General features: G+C 46.6%; 18 protein-coding genes. 8 read left to right on the plus strand and 10 right to left on the minus strand.

The window, feature by feature from the left end; all coding sequences use genetic code 11:
• Nucleotides 1–21: 21 nt before the first annotated feature.
• A complete protein-coding gene (gene feoB / locus METPAY_RS04490; protein ID WP_048149514.1) occupies nucleotides 22–1,884 on the minus strand; it encodes a ferrous iron transport protein B in 1,863 nt (620 codons plus the stop codon).
• Complete coding sequence (locus METPAY_RS04495; RefSeq protein WP_169743637.1) at nucleotides 1,881–2,561, minus strand: metal-dependent transcriptional regulator; 681 nt, start codon at nucleotides 2,559–2,561, stop codon at nucleotides 1,881–1,883. The genes feoB and METPAY_RS04495 overlap by 4 nt, the downstream gene beginning before the upstream one ends.
• 199 nt (nucleotides 2,562–2,760) lie before the next feature.
• Here METPAY_RS04495 and METPAY_RS04500 point away from each other — a divergent pair, with 199 nt between their 5' ends.
• Nucleotides 2,761–3,957, plus strand: a complete 1,197-nt coding sequence (locus tag METPAY_RS04500) for a hypothetical protein (protein WP_157198994.1) — start codon at nucleotides 2,761–2,763, stop codon at nucleotides 3,955–3,957.
• 11 nt (nucleotides 3,958–3,968) lie between these two features.
• Here METPAY_RS04500 and METPAY_RS04505 read toward each other — a convergent pair whose 3' ends face one another.
• Nucleotides 3,969–5,288, minus strand: coding sequence for a PEGA domain-containing protein (locus tag METPAY_RS04505; protein ID WP_245611521.1), 1,320 nt, complete (start codon nucleotides 5,286–5,288; stop codon nucleotides 3,969–3,971).
• Between the two features lie 130 nt (nucleotides 5,289–5,418).
• Here METPAY_RS04505 and METPAY_RS04510 point away from each other — a divergent pair, with 130 nt between their 5' ends.
• Nucleotides 5,419–7,191: a YIP1 family protein gene (locus METPAY_RS04510; protein WP_048149520.1), complete on the plus strand. Its 1,773-nt coding sequence runs from the start codon at nucleotides 5,419–5,421 to the stop codon at nucleotides 7,189–7,191.
• 78 nt (nucleotides 7,192–7,269) lie between these two features.
• Nucleotides 7,270–8,499, plus strand: coding sequence for a PKD domain-containing protein (locus METPAY_RS04515; protein ID WP_157198995.1), 1,230 nt, complete (start codon nucleotides 7,270–7,272; stop codon nucleotides 8,497–8,499).
• Nucleotides 8,500–8,538: 39 nt separating this feature from the next.
• Here METPAY_RS04515 and gpmA read toward each other — a convergent pair whose 3' ends face one another.
• Entirely contained in the window at nucleotides 8,539–9,285 is a 747-nt protein-coding gene (gene gpmA, locus METPAY_RS04520; protein WP_048149962.1) for a 2,3-diphosphoglycerate-dependent phosphoglycerate mutase, read from the minus strand.
• A gap of 19 nt (nucleotides 9,286–9,304) precedes the next feature.
• Nucleotides 9,305–10,951 carry a zinc ribbon domain-containing protein gene (locus METPAY_RS04525; RefSeq protein WP_048149522.1) on the minus strand — a complete coding sequence of 549 codons (1,647 nt, stop codon included), beginning with the start codon at nucleotides 10,949–10,951 and terminating at the stop codon, nucleotides 9,305–9,307.
• A gap of 194 nt (nucleotides 10,952–11,145) precedes the next feature.
• Between METPAY_RS04525 and METPAY_RS04530 the strand changes: the two genes are divergently transcribed.
• Nucleotides 11,146–12,891 (plus strand): histidine kinase dimerization/phosphoacceptor domain -containing protein, encoded by a 1,746-nt coding sequence (locus METPAY_RS04530; RefSeq protein ID WP_048149524.1) that lies wholly within the window; start codon nucleotides 11,146–11,148, stop codon nucleotides 12,889–12,891.
• Between the two features lie 13 nt (nucleotides 12,892–12,904).
• On the opposite strand, the gene METPAY_RS04535 is transcribed toward METPAY_RS04530, so the two are convergent.
• On the minus strand, nucleotides 12,905–13,834 hold the full coding sequence (locus METPAY_RS04535) for a hypothetical protein (RefSeq protein ID WP_048149526.1): 930 nt from the start codon (nucleotides 13,832–13,834) through the stop codon (nucleotides 12,905–12,907).
• Between the two features lie 117 nt (nucleotides 13,835–13,951).
• Nucleotides 13,952–14,578, minus strand: a complete 627-nt coding sequence (locus tag METPAY_RS04540; RefSeq protein ID WP_048149527.1) for a YIP1 family protein — start codon at nucleotides 14,576–14,578, stop codon at nucleotides 13,952–13,954.
• Between the two features lie 241 nt (nucleotides 14,579–14,819).
• Here METPAY_RS04540 and METPAY_RS04545 point away from each other — a divergent pair, with 241 nt between their 5' ends.
• Complete coding sequence (locus tag METPAY_RS04545; RefSeq protein WP_048149530.1) at nucleotides 14,820–15,113, plus strand: hypothetical protein; 294 nt, start codon at nucleotides 14,820–14,822, stop codon at nucleotides 15,111–15,113.
• A 115-nt stretch (nucleotides 15,114–15,228) separates the two neighbouring features.
• Here the strand turns inward: METPAY_RS04545 and METPAY_RS04550 are convergent, their stop codons facing one another.
• From METPAY_RS04550 to METPAY_RS04560, 3 genes are all read right to left on the minus strand, one after another.
• On the minus strand, nucleotides 15,229–15,807 hold the full coding sequence (locus METPAY_RS04550; protein WP_048149532.1) for a YIP1 family protein: 579 nt from the start codon (nucleotides 15,805–15,807) through the stop codon (nucleotides 15,229–15,231).
• 107 nt (nucleotides 15,808–15,914) lie between these two features.
• Nucleotides 15,915–16,223, minus strand: a complete 309-nt coding sequence (locus METPAY_RS04555) for a hypothetical protein (RefSeq protein WP_048149533.1) — start codon at nucleotides 16,221–16,223, stop codon at nucleotides 15,915–15,917.
• A 78-nt stretch (nucleotides 16,224–16,301) separates the two neighbouring features.
• Entirely contained in the window at nucleotides 16,302–17,096 is a 795-nt protein-coding gene (locus tag METPAY_RS04560; RefSeq protein WP_048149535.1) for a TrmB family transcriptional regulator, read from the minus strand.
• Nucleotides 17,097–17,174: 78 nt separating this feature from the next.
• On the opposite strand from METPAY_RS04560, the gene METPAY_RS04565 reads away from it, so the two are divergent.
• The 3 genes from METPAY_RS04565 (at nucleotide 17,175) to METPAY_RS04575 (ending at nucleotide 21,783) form a co-directional block, all read left to right on the plus strand.
• Nucleotides 17,175–17,588, plus strand: coding sequence for a hypothetical protein (locus tag METPAY_RS04565; protein ID WP_048149537.1), 414 nt, complete (start codon nucleotides 17,175–17,177; stop codon nucleotides 17,586–17,588).
• Between the two features lie 38 nt (nucleotides 17,589–17,626).
• Nucleotides 17,627–19,915, plus strand: a complete 2,289-nt coding sequence (locus METPAY_RS04570) for an efflux RND transporter permease subunit (protein ID WP_048149540.1) — start codon at nucleotides 17,627–17,629, stop codon at nucleotides 19,913–19,915.
• A 161-nt stretch (nucleotides 19,916–20,076) separates the two neighbouring features.
• Complete coding sequence (locus tag METPAY_RS04575) at nucleotides 20,077–21,783, plus strand: CHASE4 domain-containing protein (protein ID WP_048149542.1); 1,707 nt, start codon at nucleotides 20,077–20,079, stop codon at nucleotides 21,781–21,783.
• Nucleotides 21,784–21,820: the final 37 nt, after the last annotated feature.

A 21,820-nucleotide genomic window follows, 5' to 3' on the forward strand; every position in this document is an offset into this window, starting at 1 on the left:
ACAGATCCTCCTCCCGTTACCTTACAATATATTGAATACAAAATTCAAAATTGCACCGCAGACCATTCCGAGACAGAGAGTGTAGAATGAAACCATTGCCGCAATCTTAAGCCCCATCTCCCTGTACAGGACTGCAATCGTGGATACGCACGGGACAAAGAGAACGCTTACAACAGCAAATATATAGAGCTGGGATGCAGCCATAACAGCCCCGAGATCGGCAGTGCCGGCAAGAACCGCAAGGGTCTCGAAGGCCATCTCCTTCCTGAAAATCCCGAATATGAGCGAGGTGGATGCATAATCGGGAAGACCGAGCACCTGCTCCATGAAAGGTGCGAAGATTTTCTGGAATTCCGCCAGGATGCCAAAGAAGTCGAGCATCCCGAGGAATACGCTGCTTACAAGCAGGAGCGGCATTGCAATGAATAAAAACTCCTTCATGTGAAGCCACGCTCTATTGACCGTCTGGTCTGCACGGGGTTTTCTCAGAGGAGCCATCTCAAGTATCATCCCGTACTGCTCCCCCGGAGTGAACCGTGTCAGGACGAAGCCCGTCAGTATTATCAGCAGGAAGACAAGCAAGTATATCGAAAATGCAGCGGCTATTCCCACGAAAACCGCAACGATACCGGCAATTATCACGGTCCTCGCTGAGCACGGGACCATCGTTATCAGGAATGAGGCGATTACCCTCTCTCTTTTTGAAAGCTGGCGGATACTCATTATAGCAGGGACATTGCACCCGAAGCCAAGGATAAGCGGGATCAGGGCCTGACCGTGCATCCCGATCCTGTGCATCGCCCTGTCGGCAAGGAAGGCGCCGCGTGTCATATAACCAGAATCCTCGAGTATTGATACAAGAATATAGAAGGTAAAGACAAACGGAAATGCAATGCCGAGACCTGCTTCTATTGCAATAAGGAGGGAGAACACCATCTTCTCCCAGAACGGAGACAGACCCAGCGTATACATCGGAGCGATAATCCACGTATCAAAGAATTCGACAATCAGCTCTTCCAGAAACGAACCGATAATAAACACTGCAAGAAGCGTGACGAAAAGAATTGTGATAAGTATGGGTACACCGGGGATAACTCTTGTCAGAAGGCTGTCGATATCGAAAGACGGCCTTTTTGATCCGTCTCCCCTGTTTTCGGTAACCTCGGATGCAATCCGTGCAGCCTCGTTGTGGCGGTTCGTCGCAATTATCTGGTGAGGGGACATCTGGTGATCCTCCTCAATCTCGGAGGCGATGGTCCCGGCAGCCTCCAGGAGCTCCTTATCCTCACCGATTCCCTGAAGAGCCAGGAATGCATCCATTCTGCTGCAGCCGGTAAGCTTTACAAGACTGCGGACCCCGGCTTCTATATGCTTTCCATAGGGCACGTAGAGATCGATAACAGCAGCATCCTGCATCGCTGCAGGAATTATGAGGTCTATGTTTTTTCCCTCAAGTGCAACTGTAGGAATAACCCTGCAGCCGATAACTGATGAAAGTTTTTCATAGTCTATGATTGTACCCTTTTTTTCGGCTTCGTCTGCAATATTTACGACCACTATCAGTGGAATTTTGTATTCTGAAGCCTGAATGAGAAGATACAGGTTTCTCTCAAGTTTGGTCGCGTCAAGAACGACTATGAGTGCGTCGATGTTGTTCGTCCGGAGATAGGATCTGACCTGCTCCTCTTCCTCGGTTTTTCCTTCAAGCGAATATATTCCGGGAAAGTCGATGAGTTCGAACCTCTCCCTCTGGTAACAGACATTCCCCGAGAGCATATCGATGGTTGTTCCAGGAAAATTTGATATTTCAACGCCTATTCCCGTCAGCTGGTTGAATATAAGAGATTTGCCCACGTTCGGGTTTCCAATCAGTGCAAACTTCATAAACTCTCTTTGCCGGAAATTTTTTCGACAATTACTCGGCCTGCAATCTCCTGGCTTATTGCAACCTCGCTGTCCTTGACCAACACAAGGACGGATCTGCCCGGAAGCCTCCTGATGATCTTAATCTCCTCACCTGGGATCATCCCGAGATCGATGAGACGCCGCCCTCCCCCGGGCCCGTGCCTCATACCTAAAACCTTCAGATAATCCCCCTCGTCAAAATCATCAAGGACATTCAAATTGCACAATTTCCCCTGGGAGTGCCGTTCTATAAATCCCATACCATGTCTTCTCCCCCTGCATCTTATCCCGCTGCCGGAGAGAAGGTTTCCGATCTTATCTATGGTATATTCGGAGGCTGAATGCTCCATCTCGCATGCCTCCTTCGAAGCGGTTTCCGCATCCATTCCCAGCATTTCAGTAAAGAAGCATTCGAGAACCCTGTGTTTTTTCAGGACGGATTCGCCTGTCACCCTGCCTTTTTCGGTAAGGGTGACCGAACCGTCGCTGCCGATCTTCAGGTCGCCGCTCTCTTCAAGAGCAGCGAGGTCGGCCGCGATTTGATCTTCGGATCTGTCCAGTACTCCTGATAATAAATGGAGAGCCCCGGCTCCATGCCCTTCTGCAGAATGCATAATTATCGCTTCAAGGTAATCCTCACGGTCAGACTCTTCCATAAATCCAAAGAAGATTTGCTCTTTGATTACAAAAATATTAGGATTGTTCGGATTTTCATAAAAATCCAAAAACCCTCCTTTACTTAATCGGATAGCAAAAATACCGCAGAGACTCGGACCGGCTTGGGATCGTGTCTGCCAGAGACCCGGAAATCCCTTCATCCAAAAGAGATAATTTCAGACAGATAGATCTTTATCCATGTATTTAAGGATCTCAGTCAGCGGGTGTACCCTGTTCGCCATGCTGCAGATCCTGATATGCGTAGCAGTTATTGCTTCTTCCGGATGCCTGAGCACCGGGGAGCCGGTTAATGAAACCCCCGCCGGCGAAACACCTGTTTCAAACGAAAGCGTTAACGCTTCAAGTGTTAAAATAACGGAATCTGCAACCCCTGCAAACCATCTTCCTGAGATCGTCCCGGCAGAGATCTCAGGAGACCCGTATGAAGACCGGACCTTCAATGTAAAATTTGAAAAATCGGAATACGAACTGGTTCTTCCTGTCAACCTCTCGGTATATTACGGTGCAAAAAATGCAGATAAATCGATAACCGAGGGAACGCTCTGGAAAGAGACGGAGAAGGTATCGAAATATTACAGGTCTTTTTTCGAGGGCGATGCCATTGAAGGATTCTACACGGACATCCTCAAAAAGATCAGGCACATAAAGATAGCCGAAGGATTTTCCGACGAGGAATACCTTGAATTCCTGATGACTTTCGTCCAGCAGATCCCCTATGATTCGGAAGCGGAATCGCCGAGATTTCCTGTGGAAGTGGTCTACGACATGAAAGGGGACTGCGATGAAAAGAGCATGCTTCTTATCGGGCTGCTGGCCCGCGAAGGATATGATACGGCCCTCATTATATTCCCGGAATATCACCATGCAACCGCAGGAATCAGGATCATAACAAGCGGCGATACCTCCTTCAGACAGTTCAAATCTGAGGACGGCAGGAAATACGTTTTCATAGAATCGACCGATTTAAGCTACATCGGGCAGTATCCGGGGTATTACGAGGATGCATACGCCGTCGTAATACCGATCGGCGACGGGAACAAGACCTTTGAAAGATACAACTATGTCTCGTACATCACCGAGAGCCTTACAAAGATTGCCAACAGGATACTCTTCTTCCAGTCCGAGTTAAACAGAATGTATGACGAGATAAAAAGTCTCGAATCTGATCTCAACGGGGCAAAGAGCTACGACTCAGACTCGGACTGGCAGAATGACCATACAAGGTACATAAACCTGATAGATGATTACTATGAATACGAAGATTTAATCAGCAGAAATATTGAGGTTTACAATTACATCATAGAACATCCCTATGACGTCGCCGGTGTAAGGAGATATATCTACAACAGCAAAGTGAACGAGATCGAATATTAAAAAAGGTTATATTATCTCTTTTTGGAGACAAAGACGACAAAAGCTGCTCCAAGTGCAGTCACTACCGTCAGAAGTGTAAAACCGGGAGTCGAAGTGGTCGGCGTCGGTTCAGTCGTTCCCCCCGATGAAGATGACAGACCGACGGTAAGCTGAGCCGTCTCCCCTGCAGTCACCGTGATTTTGGACATCCCGTCATTATAGCCGCTAAGCCTGAGGGTGACGGTATGCTCCCCCGCAGTGACTCCTGTCAGCGTATACGGTGTCTGCGCACTCATATAGATATCGTCAAGGTAGATCGTGGCGCCCGACGGAGTCGATGTGATATATATCGATCCTGTCGATCTCGATGGAGTTCTGCTCATTTCTGCATCGATCTCAACAGGGTCTCCGCCTGAGACAATCGAGACGCTCGTGCTGTAATCAGGATATCCGTCGAGCTGAAGCACCAACGAATGTATCCCGACCGAAACACCCGTAATCGGAAATGCCTGATTCTCCATAGTCTCTCCCTGGTACACGCCGTCGAGATAGATCTTTGCTCCTGACGGGTTTGAGGTCACAAGAATCTCTTGGGTCTGGTCTATCGACTGTAAAACCGCATATAGCGAGATCTGCTCGCCTTCAACTACATTAACGGTTTTCTTCCAGTTGTAATATCCGTTCATAGTAACCATGAACTCATGGTCTCCGCTCGAAAGGCCGGTAACCACATAAGGAGTCTTCCCGACAAGATTGCCGTTGACATAAACATATGCATCGCCAGGGCTCGACTCGACGGAGACGGAACCCGGTGAAACAAGCGTCAGGTAAACGTTCTTTGTAGATCCTGCAGTTACATAAACCGTTGTCTCTGATGTCTCGTAGCCGTCCATCTCCGCATCGATCGAGTACGATCCGGCCCTAAGACCGCTCAGGGTTATAGGAGATAATCCCTGGTACTGATCGTTTAGGTGAATTCTTGCTCCGGAAGGGCTTGTTGATACATATAGAGAACCGTATTCGGACTCAGTATCTGTCGGCTTCGGATTAAGTGTCACATATACGTTAGTCGTTTCACCCGCAGAAGGTGTTGCAGGAAGCGAAGTGGAGGCGGTATAATATCCGTCCATCCGGACCGAGACAGTTTCATAAGGAGTTGCCGTGGTATAGACACCTACCGACAGAACCCCGGAATGAATCTGGCCTTTATATTCCCCGTCAAAATAGACGCTTGCACCGTCCACATTGCAGTGGATATCGTACCATCCGACATCTCCCCCCACGGCAGATACGGACTGGCAAAAGGAAAAAGCGATGATTAGGACAAACATCGCCTTTATACAGACTTTCACACGACCATTCATAGAGAATGGTTGCCTTTAATTTGTTTAATTCTTTTCAGGTTTTGAACCAGGCATGATGTGAGATTATGGGCAAATCATTTCTATATTACAGAACATATATTTCAAAACAAGAATATAGGTGATTGCAACGCCTGCTCCGGTATTAGGAAATAATGAGAAACTGCTCTTCGAAATTCCAAATATAGAGATAAGAAATATAGAGTTCAGGCTCTACCTCACAAACAGGAGGCTCTTTCTTTCAGAGGATAATACAAATAAATCGACACCGATAGAGATCCCGCTTCCCGTAATCAGTTCTATAAGAACAGGTCAGACCGTATCCGATGAACCAACCCTGATTCTCTCAGTAAAAACACCGGATGGTTCGCAAAAAAAGATGACCATTACATTTTCACAGGACTTCTCCGGAATGCGGAATATGGAGAGAGATTACCTGAAAAAAGAACTTGAAGGGATGATCTCCGAATATGTACCGGCTACACTCCCCGAAACTCCCCAGCCCGAATATCCCGATTACCAGCAGGGGGGAAGCACGTATTCCCAAATGCCGCCTGAAAGACCGCCTACGCATGGTGCGACGGTCCCGGGCGGAGTTCTCCTCCAGGCTCACAACGTCATTGTCAAATCGCAGGAATTCACGATAGAACTCACATCAAAAGAGATCTCCCTGACCGATCCCAACCACCCCAACAAACCGTCATCAATATCGCTGAAATCGGTCAGGAACGTTGAGATAACAAAAAATGCCCAGAATGAGCCGGTAATCGTTCTGAATGTCGGGTCTCCCAACGGCGACATAAGGACGATGAGACTCGCATTCTCCCACTGGCATAACGGAAACAGGTGGCAGGAAAGAGACACGTGGGCTGGGGCTATCAACGATATAATCTCAACAGGAGGAAGTGTATCCCATATTCCCGGTCTTGGTTCCCGGGCACCAGGCCCTCAATTTTCACCAGAAAACCAGGGATTTTCAGCTAAACCCACGGGTGGCAGTACATTTTGCCCACGGTGCGGCGGGCAGGTCCCTCACGGAGCCAAATTCTGCCTCTCATGCGGTTCACCTGTAGGCAGCGGCTCTGAAAGCGAAACCGGTTATGATACAGGATCCAAACAGGACTTTGAAGGAGGGATCATCGATGCAGACTACGGTGATGACGACGACTTTTTCTCAGCACAACCTGCAGCAAGGAAGTCGGGGAGGACAAAAAAGGCGCGTCCTCCCAGGCGCAAAAAGCCTTCCAGAAAAAAGAGCAGCAAAAAAGCCTCACACGGCGATCCCCTGGGACTCGGGGAAAGAAGTTCATATTCACCGGACGATTCGATTCTCGGGAGGCTTATAGGATTTATCAGGGCTCCGACTGAAACGTTCAGAATGACAAAGGACCAGGACCCACTCGAAGCCCTCCCGGTTCTTGTCCTGGCGCTGGCGGTATTCGGGTTCCTGACAGGCATAATATTCCAGCTATACGCGGGATCACTCGACAGCACGACATATCCGGAAATAACTGCTCTTCAAGACGCCGGGGCCATGATCTTCTTTGTCATCGAGATTATAATCGTCGGAATAACATATGCAGTTTTAAACGGATTCCTGCTTCATCTCGGGCTCCTCATAACCGGCAATGCGGAGGATATCCGGGATGACCTGAGAATTTCGGCCTATTCGATGTGCCCGTTTGCAATTGCAGGCATAATCCCTCTGTTCGGGCTTTTGATAGCTCCTTTATGGGCATTCTTCCTCCAGTTCATAGGAGCGAGGGAGACATACAATCTTGACGGGAGGAGTGCTGCAATAGCAGCGATTGTTCCGGTCCTGGTCATTATAATGCTGTTCTTATTTTTTACAGGGCAGGGAGAGACAGGATTTACTTTCTTCGGGGGTGCGTAGATCTCCGAAAGGTCTGTTTATTTGGGAATAATCCTGATAATTGCGATCTTTTTAACCCTGATTACACATGCATCGGCTTTGACAACGACATTTACGTATAAACAGGGAGACAAGGGTGATTACCTCAAGGTCTATTTCTACGGAGAGGTCGGTTCCGGAACTGTCACCTCATGGGAGTGGGACTTTAATTCCGACGGGATCACAGACAATACTTCGCAAAATCCGGTTTATTCTTTCCCGATAGCAGATACATATACGGTAAAGCTAACCACTACTTTCGATAACGGGGTAACCGAATCAAGGACACTGAATATCATTATGAAGGAACCCGAACTTGAGGCAAGTTTTGCTACATCCGTATCCAGTGGAGAGGTTCCACTGCAGGTGAACTTTACCGACCTTACTCTCGGGGTACATGACTCACGCTGGGATTTCGGCGATAAATCGCCGAAGATCGCATTGCAGAATCCGACTCACACCTTCACAGAACCGGGCACTTACTGGGTCCTACTCACGGTAACGGGCATCAACGGTAACACCGACGATTACACAAAAGAAATTGTTGTGAATTATCCCTCCCCTGTTGCGCTTTTTACAGCCGATCAAAAATCAGGAAAACCCCCGTTAAGTGTTCAGTTCGCCGATAGTTCGACTATATCCTACGGGAAGATCACAAACTGGAACTGGAACTTCGGAGACGGGACGTCATCTGAAGAACAAAACCCGTTGCATGAATATTCGCAGGCGGGCAATTATACGGTCACTCTAAAGGTGACATCCGATTATTCCAGGACAAATACCTCCACGAGGACAGACTTTATTATAGCTACAAGCGGCATTACGGCATCTTTTAAAGCAGAGGATACAAGCGGCGAGATCCCGTTTATCGCAAAATTCACTAGCAGAATTCCTGCAAATATAGAAGTAAAATCATATCACTGGGACTTTGAAGACGGAACATCGACTGTCGCAAATCCGGTACACACATTCAGGAAGCCGGGAATCTACAACGTCTCCCTTACTGTAACTGACATCGACGGGGAGTCCTTTACGGTGACAAAAGAAGACTATATCACAGTTGAAAGAAAAGCAGCAGGGAATGAGGTTTGGGTAAATACAACTGAAAACACGAATAACAGAATGAACGGAACGGCCGGATTAAATATCCTGGCAGATTCAGGAAATGTAACGAAAATGCTGGATAATCCGGGAACCGAATTCATAAGGAATGAATCAGTGCGATTCCAAAATTTCTTCGGAGAATGGCTTCGCCTGATTATGGAAATTTTAGGTCTGAATAAAAATTAAAATCCCCTCTTAGGAGGAAGATAGAATTTTCAAAAATAATTATTTTGATTTGCCCTGTTTTTCTACAGATTTTATTGCAGCTTCAATCTCTGCCTGATTGCCAAGATAGTAATGGCGTATAGGTCTTAGGTTTTCATCAAGTTCATAGACAAGGGGAACTGCCGTGGGTATGTTCAGCTTGGGAATATCATCGTCCGCGATATTATCGAGATGCTTGACAAGGGCACGAAGGCTGTTTCCGTGTGCCGCTATAAGAACTCTTTTCCCGGATTTAATCGCAGGAGCAATCTCGTCGTTCCAGTAAGGAAGAAATCTCGCAACAGTATCCTTCAGGCATTCTGTAAGGGGATATTCCTCCGGCCTGAGATCTCCGTATCTGGGATCTTTTTTTGGGTTTCTCTCATCCTCCTCGTCGAGAGCAGGTGGAGGGATATCATAACTTCTCCGCCATACAAAAACCTGTTCGTCCCCGTATCTTGCCGCGGTCTCCGATTTGTTAAGTCCCTGCAGGGCCCCGTAATGACGCTCGTTGAGCCTCCATGATCGCGAAACGGGAATCCACATCAGGTCCATCTCATCAAGGGTTATCCATAATGTACGGATCGCCCTTTTAAGAACCGAGGTATACGCAACATCGAACGTATAACCTCCGGCTTTAAGCAGTTTTCCGGCATTATGAGCCTCATCAAGCCCTTTTTCCGACAGATCGACATCAGTCCATCCGGTGAAACGGTTTTCCCTGTTCCATGTGCTCTCGCCGTGACGGAGCAGTACTAGTTTATACATCTTTTCCAACCACCTCTGACTACGGATAAGTCAGCACTGCAGTACCGCTGCCCGATGTCTGCGCACTATCAACTTCCACGCCTTTATCATTGTATAAATAAATTGAAAGCGTACCGCCGGCTCCACTGTCGAGTATGCTGGCCGATATCGATACAGTTCCGCTGAATGATCCGAGTCCTTTATCCGGCAGAGTTCCGTAAATCACGCTCTCCCCCGATTCATCCGTTATTGTGGTAGTTCCGCCGTTAACGGTATAGGTGCCGGACCATTCTCCTGGATAAAATACGCTGAAGTACCAGTTCCCGTATGTCTCAGATGTATTTGTAGTGCCGGTGCTGACGCCTGCCAGCGGACTTGTACCTGAAGACGAGGGAGACTGGGAGTTTCCTCCGCTTGACACACCGCTGCTGCCGCCGTTGCCTCCGAACATTCCGCTGGAGAATGCAAAACCGGCAACCGCTATTACAGCGATAACTGCAACAGCAATTATGATGATCTTCGGCTCGGGCATCCTGCTCTCCTTATAGCCGTAGGGATCATTATATCCCCTGCCTTTCTGTGCCCTTTTCATTGCCTTCTGCCGTTCTTTCTCGGCACGGGCCTGCTCTTTCATACGAGCTTTATCCGCCTTCGCCTGCTCCTTCATCATGGATTTCTGTCCCTTCGGGGACATCGCGCCTCCCTGTCCGTACCCGTATCCACGATCATCTGCAAGGGATATTCCACCGTCGCGGGGAGGATATCCGGGCTGCTGCCCGTATCCGGTGTGACCGGAAGATGGCGGAGGAGGACTTACAAATCCCCTGTCTCCAAAATTCTGCTGCCGCGGTGCAGGCGGAGGTGAAAACTGCTGGCGATCTGCCTGTTGTCTCTGGGGAGGAGCCCCAGAGAAAGACTGCTGGTGCATTGCCTGCTGCTCAACTTTTCCCCCGCAGGAGGGGCAGAATGCTGACCCGGAAGGAACTTTTGCACCGCAAAAACGGCAGAAGATAGGTTTTTCATCATCTGAAGACGGCCCCTGGCGATAAGAATACTGCGGAGAGGCCGGAAGCTGGGAAAAACCCTGCTGCATCTGGTGCCTTTCTTCTGGCGGAATTCCCTGACGCGCCTGGCTACGGAAATCCTGCTGTCCATAATAGCTGTCTTCGGCAGGAGCAGCAGGAGGCTGGCGAAATTCAGGGGACGGAGGGGCATACGGATTTTCTGAACCCGTATTGAACAGGTCGGCGTCCCGGTTATTCGCCGACGGCGCAGAAGGCTCTGCTTTAGGGGGCATACCACCCGAAAACTGGTTTTGCCCGCCTGCCGAATTCCGGGGAACCATACCGCGGGACAGGGATTTCAAATCTTCAACCCAGTCGTCCCTTTCTGCATACCTGTAGTCACCTGCCTGAATAAATTTGAGGATGAGGTCGCCTACCTCGCCCGAGGGTTTTTCTATTGAAAATTTTATGGCAGGTGTTCCCGATTCATCGGAGGAGGGCTGGTAATCTTTGACAAGATTCAGGGGAAAAACAAGCTCCTTTCTCTCCTGTATTGAATCAGTTTTTTTTACGAAAATTATTCTTTTGCTGGTTAAAAACGCGTCAAAAGGGACATTTTTAACATTTACTCCGGGAGATATTTTGACGAGTTCTTCTCCCGGCCTGAGATTAGGTCTGTACATATTATAAATTTATAATTGTATCCCGACATTCATTAATCTAATTCAAAAAGAGGGTTTTGATCCATAAGGGGTATCCATAACAACGGATGATTTTCCCGGATGACTTCCGGGGGAACAACAAATAAATATTAGTTTTTAGCAATAACCTCCTGTTTATTTATAACCGGGCGGGGGGATCGGGGTGTTTTATACCTATGGCAGGAAAAGGGGATTCATGGAACTCTTCATCATTCGTTTCGGGCCTTAATGACAAGAAAGACTTCCTGATTGCAGCATCGGTTTTAACGGCATTCATCTTAATTGCGGTCTTCTATTCTTTCGGTTATACAACCGTAACCCCTCACCTTATGGACGTCCCGATAATTCTCTGCGCCTTTTTTTATCCGAAGCGGGGAGTTGCAGCCGCCGTTATTCTTTCGGCAGGATACGTCCTGATGGCTGCACTGCTGACAGGGTTCTCCGGGATCGAGATAATATATGCCGTGGGAAGAGCGGTTATTTTCATAATGATAGGCACAGTGGTTTCATTCATCTCCGAAGGACTGAACAACGAAAAAAAGAGATATTCGGATCTTTTCAACAATCTCTCGGATACCACCTATATCACCAGCTGTACAGCGGACGGTGAAATTGGAGAGATAGTTGAATGCAATGAAACCACACTTAAGAACACCGGATATAAAAAAGAAGAGCTTATCGGAAAACCTGTCTCTACCCTGATCGGCGGCACCGTTCCTTCCCTAAGGAATACTGGGAATGAAACTGACGATACAGAAAAGATCAATGGCGAGGGGATCTATGTCTTTGAAACAGGACACAAAAGAAAAGACAGGCCTTTATGCCCAGTAGAGATGAAAATAAGAAGTTCATTATTTGACAAAAAACCCGTTTTCATAATAACCGCCAGGGATATATCCCGGAGAAAGGAGACAGAGGACAAGCTGACGGCGCAGGCGAAATTTCTCGAATCACTTATCGAAACCATTCCGATACCGTTCATGTACAAAGATCACGATCTCAGGCATACTATGTGCAATACCCCCCTCCTGAACAGCCTGTATCTTAAGAAGGAGGATTTTATCGGTAAAACGGTCTATGATGTCCTGCCGGCTGAATGCGCAGATGAGATCAACAAAATGGACCTCGAAACAATCACATCCCACCAGCCTGTTTCAAAGACACTCTCTATTCCGTTGAAGAACGGGGGAGAATATGTGACTCTCGTCAACACAATGGCAGTCTTCTCCGAAGAAGAAGAATTTTCAGGAATAATTACAATCTCGCAGGACATCTCGAACCTGAAGAAGGTAAAAGAGGACCTCAGGCGATCACTTGAAGAGAAAACCGTCCTGCTGCAGGAGGTTCACCACAGGGTCAAGAACAACCTTGCAATTATAATAGGATTCCTTTCGATGCAAAAGACGCTTATGGACGATGAGGAGTGTATAGAGGCGATTGCAGATGCGGGAAACAGGATTTATTCGCTCGCTGCCGTGCATGAATCGATATACCTCTCGGAAAATATATCAGAGATCGATGCCGGAGATCATTTTAAAAACCTGATAGGAAGTATTCTTACAACGTGCGCCGAGGATTCGACAATCAGATATTCAATCGATACAGGCGGCTGCAAACTGGATATCAGACAGGCAATTCCTGCAAGCCTCATAGTAAATGAGATAATCACCAACTCTGTAAAATATGCATTCAGGGACCTTAAATCAGGGAATATATCACTTAAACTGCACAAAGATGAAAACGGCCGATTCAGTATGGTGATTTCGGACAATGGTATCGGTCTTCCGGAAGGCTTCGATCAATCAAAATCGCATACTCTCGGAATCAAGGTAATAAACAATATCGTCAGGCTTCAGCTTAAAGGAGACGTCAGTCTTATATCAGGATCTTCCGGGACAGCGTGGAATATAAGCTGGAAATAAAAATTAGGATTTTTTATCTGCGCAGTCTTCCTGCAACCAGACAGAATGCTCCGAAAATTGCAGAAAACGCACAAATAGCTGTAAATCCGGGTGTTGCCGGAGTTGCCGCCGTCGTCGGGGCAGGTGTCTGGTAATCGGTCTGGACGACGGTTGCAGGCGTTGTCACTGCGGTCATCATGCTGGTCGGTCCTTCCGTCAGGCCTTCGGTTTCGAGGGTTTCCACTTCATTCAGAATAATCGTGCTTCTCTGGGTGATATAGATAGTAAAGTCTGAGACAGCCTGCGGTCCGGCCATAATCACATCAGATGAACTGCATTGCGAGGATTCACCTTCACCTGAAACAAAGGTAATCAGCGGGATGTACTGCAGAGTCGCGTTGTCCCACCCGAATACGTGGGTGCTACCGGGGTACATATCGGCCGATTCGACTTCCAGTCCGTCCCTTTTAACTGTTACCGATGCACCCGATGCCTCACAGATGGTTCCTTCACACAGTTCGCAATCGGATTCGGATATATAAGAAATCTCATAATTCTTATAGAACGGAGATACCAGCCTTGTCGGGTCACCGTAACAGGCAATAATCGGTTTGATCGCCAGACCTGTAGAGCCTATCTTTCCGATGGTGATCCATTCTCCTCCGGGTCCGCCCATTATAGTGACTTCAACCGAGTCACCCTGGCTTAAGTCTTTGAAAACCGAAGGGTTTGAGGTAGTTCCGGTTACTAAATTATTCTTAAGGCTGCTTTTACCATAAGTTACCCATTCGCCACCCTCATAAACGGAGGCTACATTAACTATAATCCTGTCATATGAGGGTTCGAGTTTCGAGATCGCGCCCATATACTTTTCCTCAAGAAGTACTGCGGAAGCTGGTGAACAGAAAACAACCGCAAATACGATGATAAGGGCTGCTATCAGGGTCATTCTTATATTCTTCATTTTATCAAATCCTCCTTTGGTCGTGAAAGTCCGAAACAATCCGGACAAAAACCATGTCAATTACTATGGGGTAACTGATAAAAAAACCTGTGGTAAATAAAGGAAAAAAAAGAGGAATCAGATAAGGCCTGTGAGCCCCAGGATTCCGCCGATGAATGATGCAATAACAACCGCAAAGAGGATCATTCCGATCAAAACCAGAACTATCGGAATTAAAACAACAAAAACCGCTTTCCCGGTTGAGAATTCCTGTAATTCACGAATTCCGAGAACTAAAAGAACAAGCGTCCAGATCCCGGCGATGATGTTGACATAGGGGATCCAGCCCAGGATAAAGTATGGCGTATGTGCATACATTACGGTTTTAATCGTCTGAACATAGCCATTGCCTCCGTCAAACATTAGGACAAAGCAGTGAAGTATCAGACCGCAGAGAAATATCGAGAAGAGCCCGATGACGAAAGCGGTATAGATCACAAACACATCGAAAGAGATCAGGAACGAACTGAACAAGGAGAAGTCAGACACCCACTGCATTCCGGGAACCTGGCTGAGGGCATCGATCGTTGAGCTCATGAAGTTCATATCCGTTACAACAGCAACAATTCCGTACAGTATTGTGAAGATCACAAACAGGACAATGTAGTACTGGTAAGCTACACCAAGGCTTTCACCTTTGTGAGCCTGAAAGGTTTCAACAGGTTTTACAAGGAAACCTTTTAGTTTTTCACTAAAGGATGACATAAAGAGAAAATAACACACGTTATATAAATAGTTTCCCGCGAATCCGAAATTCGCACAACCATACGGGCATATTATGCAGAAGAAGTAATAAAAAAAACCGTAAAATTATAACAGGACATCCTGTAAATATTTCTTAATTCGTTCGGTTATGGATCTAAAGCCGATATTTTTGCCATAGAAGACAAATCCATATATTGTCCGACTGATTATAGGAATTTGTAAATTTAATTTTGGAGGAATTATGAGCGTAATTAAACGATTTGGTGTCTTATCCGTAGCAAAGATCTTTGCAGCCATAAGCCTTGTCATCGGCCTGATTGCAGGAATATTACTGCTTCTGTCCGGAGGACTTATAACACTCTTTATGGGGCCGTATGCGCCCCAGGCGGCAGTTGGTGTAGGGCTTGGTGTTGTGGCAATCATTATCCTGGCGATTGCCGGTGCCATCGGCGGTTTCATATACGGTGCAGTAGCAGCATTCATTTACAATCTTGCTGCAGGCTGGTTTGGCGGAGTAGAGATGGACCTGGAGTAATTCCGGGGTCCATAAAAACCCATTTTATTGTGATAACATTTCTTTTAAGTTGAATATTCATCCGAAGCTAAAGAAATCGGTCAGATATAAGGTTTTTTCAGAAAAAAAGAATTGATTAATAATAGCCTGCCGTCGTAACAGCCGCCACAAGGAAGAAACCGATGAGCAGTATGACAAGAACCATTATGATGATTATCGGCAGTATAATCGCTAGTACCGCTCTTGCAGTCGACATCTCCTGGATCTCTCTTATAGCAAGAATTTCGAGTATAAATGCCCATATGCCCGCAATTATGCCTATAATAGGAATCCATCCGAGAAGCATGCTCGGAGTTGAGGCATAGATCATTGCTGCAGTGGTCTTTGTGAATCCCTGCTTTCCGCCAAGAATTGCGACGAAGATATGGACGATTATACTCTGTATGAACAGTGCGACTATGCCGATGATAAAAAAGAAGATTATGATACCGATTATCATCCCCAGGCCCATCCCTGCACCACCAAATCCTGGAATGCCGGCCATGTTAGATCCCATACCCAGACCGGCGATGAGACCGTAAAGCACCGAGAAGATCAGGAGAAGAACAAGATAATACTTGAATGCTTCGCCGAATTCCTCGGACTTATATTTGTTAAAACTCTCAACAGGGCTTAAAATGAATCCTTTTACTCTTTCTACAAAATCCAGTGCCATGATATCTAATATCCCGGCAAGTATTTAAAGATAAGACCTGGCAGCGGTTTTTTCCGGATGTTATGCAATTTATCCTGTAAAACCAGAATTTCCACCCGGATAAAGGATTACTTCTTCAACGCCTTCTCAAAACCCTCGGCAATATCCTCTATGGTTTTATCGATCTTCTCTTCAGCTTTTTTCACTTTTTTTGCAAGATGCTCTCTTCCTTTCTCCGTAGTGATCAGTGCCTTTCCGACACCGAAGAGATCAGTGAGATTTTTGGATATGGACGATTTGAGTTCTGCAACTTTTTCATCGAAATCCTCGATATTTCCGTTGTCCTCATCAGTGCCCTGCCCCGGAGCCGCATCCTCTGAGATCTCCTCGTCCTCCAGCCATTTTCCTTTTTCAAAGTGCCCTTTCTTTTCGGCCATAACTCTCATACTCCTCTGTAAGCTGTGTATATTATCCTGAACTTTACAGGAATAAATACCTTAAGTGCGGACGATCGGTCAGGGCAGAACGAGATCGGTGTTGTTTTCAAGAATATAAAGGAACGAGCGTATCATATAGCACAATTCAGGAATTTCAATAATGTGTCCGATAATATTCCCGTTCTCTTCTTCAACAACCATGCTTATTCTCCTGTCGAATATGTAAAAGCAACTTGCCCCCTTATGATTTCTGAATCCCCTGTCTTTCATGTAATCATCCTTGATGTAATCGTCCATATTCTTCAGGAACTCAATGATCCTCTGACTGTTTCTATGCACATCAAGCTTCATCCCGGAAAAGGCCTCAGTATTAAAGGTGTGAACTTCGATATTGATCCTTTTTCTGACTTTTTGGAGGTCTTCAAGAACCCGTTTTACTGATTTAGGGTCATCGGACAATATCACGATTTCTTTTTCCGCATTCTGGATCAGCGTCTTTAACCTGTTCTGGACCCCGATCTCGCTCCTAATAGTCCACATCTTTGCCGGCGGCAGCGACTCATACTGGATCTCGGACAGGTAATCCCCGGCTTCGGATATTCTGCGATCCATCTCCGTTTTCAAAGGACCTAATACATCAAATGGTTTTTCCGCACAATAACTTGCAGGCGTCCCTTCCCCGACGAAGATATACCCCTTATCCGCAAGAGATCTCAATATTGAATATATCCTCCCGTGCGGTACTCCCGATATGCTGCTGACTTCTCTTGCCGTTGCATTGCCGAGTCCGATAAGGGCAATATAGGCTCTTGCCTCGTATTCGGTAAATCCTATGCCGGCAAGGGTTTCGACAATCTCCTTCTTGATCTCCATAATGCAACTCCAAAAGTTGCACTTGATTATTAATAATTTTAACCCATATTAGTACTGAGCAGCGTTAAGGTGGCAAAAATGCCGGAAACAAGTATTAACAAATCCAATTGCCCAAATCTTGAAACTTCGGCTGTCTGGGAGGAGGCCGGATTCATCCCCCCGGCCTTCTGCCGGACAGTAATCGAATTCCTCCACAGACTTTATAATGATGATATCGAAAATATCTATGACATCGATATCGCCAGAGATCAGATCTGTGATACTGGTGAAAAAACCATCTCAAGCTGCTCGGAATATATTTTTACCGACAGGGAAAGAATGTATCATTTTGCAGATGAGATGAAAATACCTGCCGGAGAGATGAATGACACTGAGATTGCAGATGAAATTATTTGCAGGCTTATAGATGAATACACCGGGGATAAATTTGCCTTTACAGACAGATCAGGGATTATGGAAGTCCTTTATAAAATTTCCACATGCATGGCGTAAAATTCTGAAAAATACCTGTCAAACGGAGTGTAGAAGTCTTGAAATCGCCTTTTGAGATAATTGCCAATGTCATTAACAGGCATACTTTAATTGTTGCCGGTCTCGTCGTGGGAGTGATGCTTTTTGCACTATACGGTGCCTCGATGACGACAATGAAGACCGGTACCGACACTTACCTTTATACCGACGAGCCGGTCGGCTCGCTCCTGATTCACTACGAGGAAGAGTTCGGATCAGACTCGGTCATATTGATAATTGAAGGAAGCGACGTCACATCTCCGGCAGTAGTGAATTACCTGGAAGAACTTGAAGCAGACATTGCCGATGAACGGTATATCGCAAGTGTAACCGGTCTGCCTGATCTAATAAAAAGCGTAAACAACGGGGTGATCCCCCAGTCCCAGGCAGAAATAGACGCCTGCATCAGCTTACTGCCCGAGGAATATTCTGAAATGGTTCTGCCTTCAGGGACTATGACACTCATGTCCGTCCCTCTTGAAACAGGCTACCCGGAGGATGCCGAAGAGAGCATCGTTAATACTATAAATTCGATTATCGATTCGTCAAATCCTCCACCCGGAATTTCCGTATCGGCATCGGGCTCTCCGGCATTCAGTGTAGAGATGAAAGAGGACATGCAGAAGAACATGGGCACACTCATCGGTCTTGCGATGCTCCTCATGATTGTTGCAATGGCACTGCTTTTCGGCCATGTAAGGTACAGGATGCTCCCCGTACTGATTGTATTCTGCGGGATAATACTGACATTCGGCGTTATGGGGCTGGCAGGGATAGCCCTGACTTCAATAGTGATTGCCGCGTTCCCGGTACTTATCGGAATTGGAATAGATTACGCGATTCAGTTCCAGTCCAGGTTTGACGAAGAGCGGAGGCGCTCTTCTATTACCGATGCGGTAAAGACGACTATTACAAGTTCGGGGCCTGCAATCCTCCTCGCGATGATTGCAACAGCCCTCGGATTCGCAGCTCTGTCTCTTCTTGCACCATCTCCGATGGTCTCCGATTTCGGAACAATCTGTATCGTAGGAATTGCCTGCTGTTACCTCTGCGCAATGATCATAGTACCAACTTTTGCAAAACTGGTAAATTACACACCAAAGAATACGGGTAGCTCCTCCGATGATCCCGAATCCTGTGTCCTTGAATGGAAAGGCTGCAATGAAGCCGGCAAGGCTCATAAAAGCAGTAAAAATGTTTCATTCATGGAGAGGTACGACGAACTGCTGAGCAGGCTTGCGGAAAAGATTGCCAGACACCCGGGACCTATACTGATCATCTTCCTGATGGTCGCAATCGTCGGGTTCCAGCTCGATTCCAAGGTCATCATCGATACTGACGAAGATTCGATGGTGGACCAGAATATGCCCGCACTTATAACGATGAACAAGGTTACAAGCGTTATGGGCTCAACGAGTACAATTACGGCATATGTGAAGGCGGATTCCATACTTGACTATAACACGCTCAAATGGATGGATGATTTCGGGGAATATGCCGTTTCGAAGCATGATGATCTGACCGGCGCGACAAGCATTGCAACCTACATAAAATCCTACAACAACGGAGTAATCCCCTCCGATAAAAAGACACTGGAAGATGTCTGGGAGAGCATCCCAGAGAGCACTAAAGAGAGCTATGTCAGCGGAAAAACCGAAGCCGTCATAGAATTCTCGATGGAGGATATCTCAATTCCCGCAACCCAGGAGCTCATTGCCGATATGGAGGCTGATCTCAACTGGTATACGATGCACCCGGGGATGGATGTGACATTTACGGGCCAGATGTATATGTTCAGCGACCTGATCAACGGCATCAAAGATACCAAAAACCCGATGACTTATCTCGGTTTTGTCCTGATATTCATATTCCTGCTGCTTGTTTACAGGAAATATACGGCAATATCTCCTCTTGTGCCCATTGTGATGATCGTCGGATGGAACGGCCTGATAATGTATTCTCTCGGCCTCACATATTCCCTGCTTACGGCGACACTGGGGGCAATGACAATTGGTGTGGCCTCCGAATACACAATCCTGATCATGGAGAGGTTTGAGGAGGAGAGAGAGAAGGGTGTGGGAACTTATGTAGCAATTCAGACTGCAATCCAGAAGATTGGAACTGCAATCTCGGTCTCAGGCCTTACAACGGTATTCGGGTTTTCTGCCCTTCTGCTGGCGACATCCCCGATTATCCAGAATTTCGGAACAGTTACAGTTATCACCGTAGGCTTCTCACTCGTTGGAGCAATAGTGGTAATGCCCGCTGTAATTTCCATATTAGAAAGATTCAGGCCTAAAGAGGCCTGATACTCCAATTAAATCTGTCATCCAAATCCCAAAAAATCCATAATAACGATACTTTTTTGAGAACACTGCCCGGCTGTTTTGCCGAAACATTATTTTACGGAAACTTATTATAGAACGCTGAAAAATAAACGATCCTTCAAAGGCTAAGGGGGCGCTTCAGGATGACACTCAGGAGAAAACTGCTAACTGCAGCCATAATAATTACATTTTTCACAATTCTGTCTGTTTCAATCTTTACACAGTTCATATTCCTCGATCAGGTCAGGGACTTCGAAGAAGAAAGCGCCGGGCAGGAACTTCAGGGGCTTGCAGGAATTATCAACGAACGGATCAGAAGTGAGGAGATTGCCGCAGCCGGCTGGTCGACCCGCGACGACACTTATGAATTCGTCCGGGACGGAAATGAAGATTTTATCCGCTCGGCGCTTGGAAATCAAACGTTTCTTAAGGGAAAAGTAAATATAATGCTTTTCCTGGATGAACGCGGAGATGTTGTCTACGGGCATGCCTTTGATCCAGACGACGACACCATGACCGGGATTCCCGAAGATTTCAAAAAGAGCCTGATCGACCACGGCATTCTCTACAACCACACATCAGACTTCGAATCATCGGCAGGCATTATTGTTCTGAACGAATCCGTCATGCTCGTCTCAGAATATCCAATAACCGGCACCGGTGAAGGCCCGGCAAAGGGCGTCCTTATACGGGGTACATACATTGATTCGGAAGAACTTGCAGAGGAAACAGGATCAAAAGCCGTTTCGTTTACCATCGGAGGAACACACAGTTATGCGGCGGGCAGTACTTATTCTCCTGAAGATGATGGAATTATATTCCGCATCGACGAAGGGAGTTCTCCCGGGGACCCTGGCAGAATTCACGCCGCCGCAACAACATATGATCTTTATGGTGACCCTGTATTACTTGAAATTGAGATGGAAAGGATCACGTATGTACGGGGATTCACTGCCCTCATCTATACAATACTTGCAATAATCGTTACCGGGATCGTCTTTGCTGCAGCTTACCTGACAATCATCCGAAAATCCGTTTTCATGCAGGTTGAAAGACTTGGCAGAGATGCCAGTGAAATTGCGGAGAACAAAGATCCCGGAAGGAGAATCGATTTTGAAGGCGACCCCGAATTCATGCGGCTCGCCGAATCCATCAATAAAATGCTGTGTTCGCTGGAGGATGCAACATGCGGGAAGATGGAGAGCGAGATGAAATATGTGGACCTCTTCGATTCGAGCCTTGACGGTATAGTATTAACTGATCTCGAAGGGATAATCCTGGATGCAAATCCGGCTTTTTTGAATATGAGCGGAATCGCCGAGGTCTTCAAAGAGAATTCTAATCGATCCGTCTGCTTATTCGGTGTAATTGAAAAAGAATGCAATCCGGATGCCGTCGAAAGAATGCTGGATCTATGGGAGAAGGAAAATAAGCCCTTTAAATTTGAGACCGGGATTCTGAACCTTAAAACAGGCATTCTGCCTGTAGAAATAACATCCTGGCCGCTGAGTGACAAAAACGAAATCATAAAGGGCCTGTGGTGGCTGGTCAGGGATATCAGTGAAAAGAGGGCAATCGAAGAGATCAGGAGCAATGCCGTCTCTCGTATCGAAGACAATCTCGAAAAGATGGCAATTCTCAATGATGAGATCAGAAATCCGCTCGCCATAATCGTGGGACTTGCAGAGATTAAGTGCGGAGCAGCCTCTGAGGAGATCATCAGACAGGTGGAAAAGATCGACCAGATAATCAATCTTTTAGACCGCGGATGGCTGAGTTCGAAGAAGGTCCATGAATTCCTGAAGAAGCAATATATCCAGGATGAAGAGCTGAAAAGATTCCAAAAATAAATCTTTTAAGTCCCGGGAGTCCGGTTTTTTCATAAGA

The sequence above is a fragment of the Methanolacinia paynteri genome (genome assembly GCF_000784355.1).
In the GTDB taxonomy this organism is placed as follows: domain Archaea; phylum Halobacteriota; class Methanomicrobia; order Methanomicrobiales; family Methanomicrobiaceae; genus Methanolacinia; species Methanolacinia paynteri.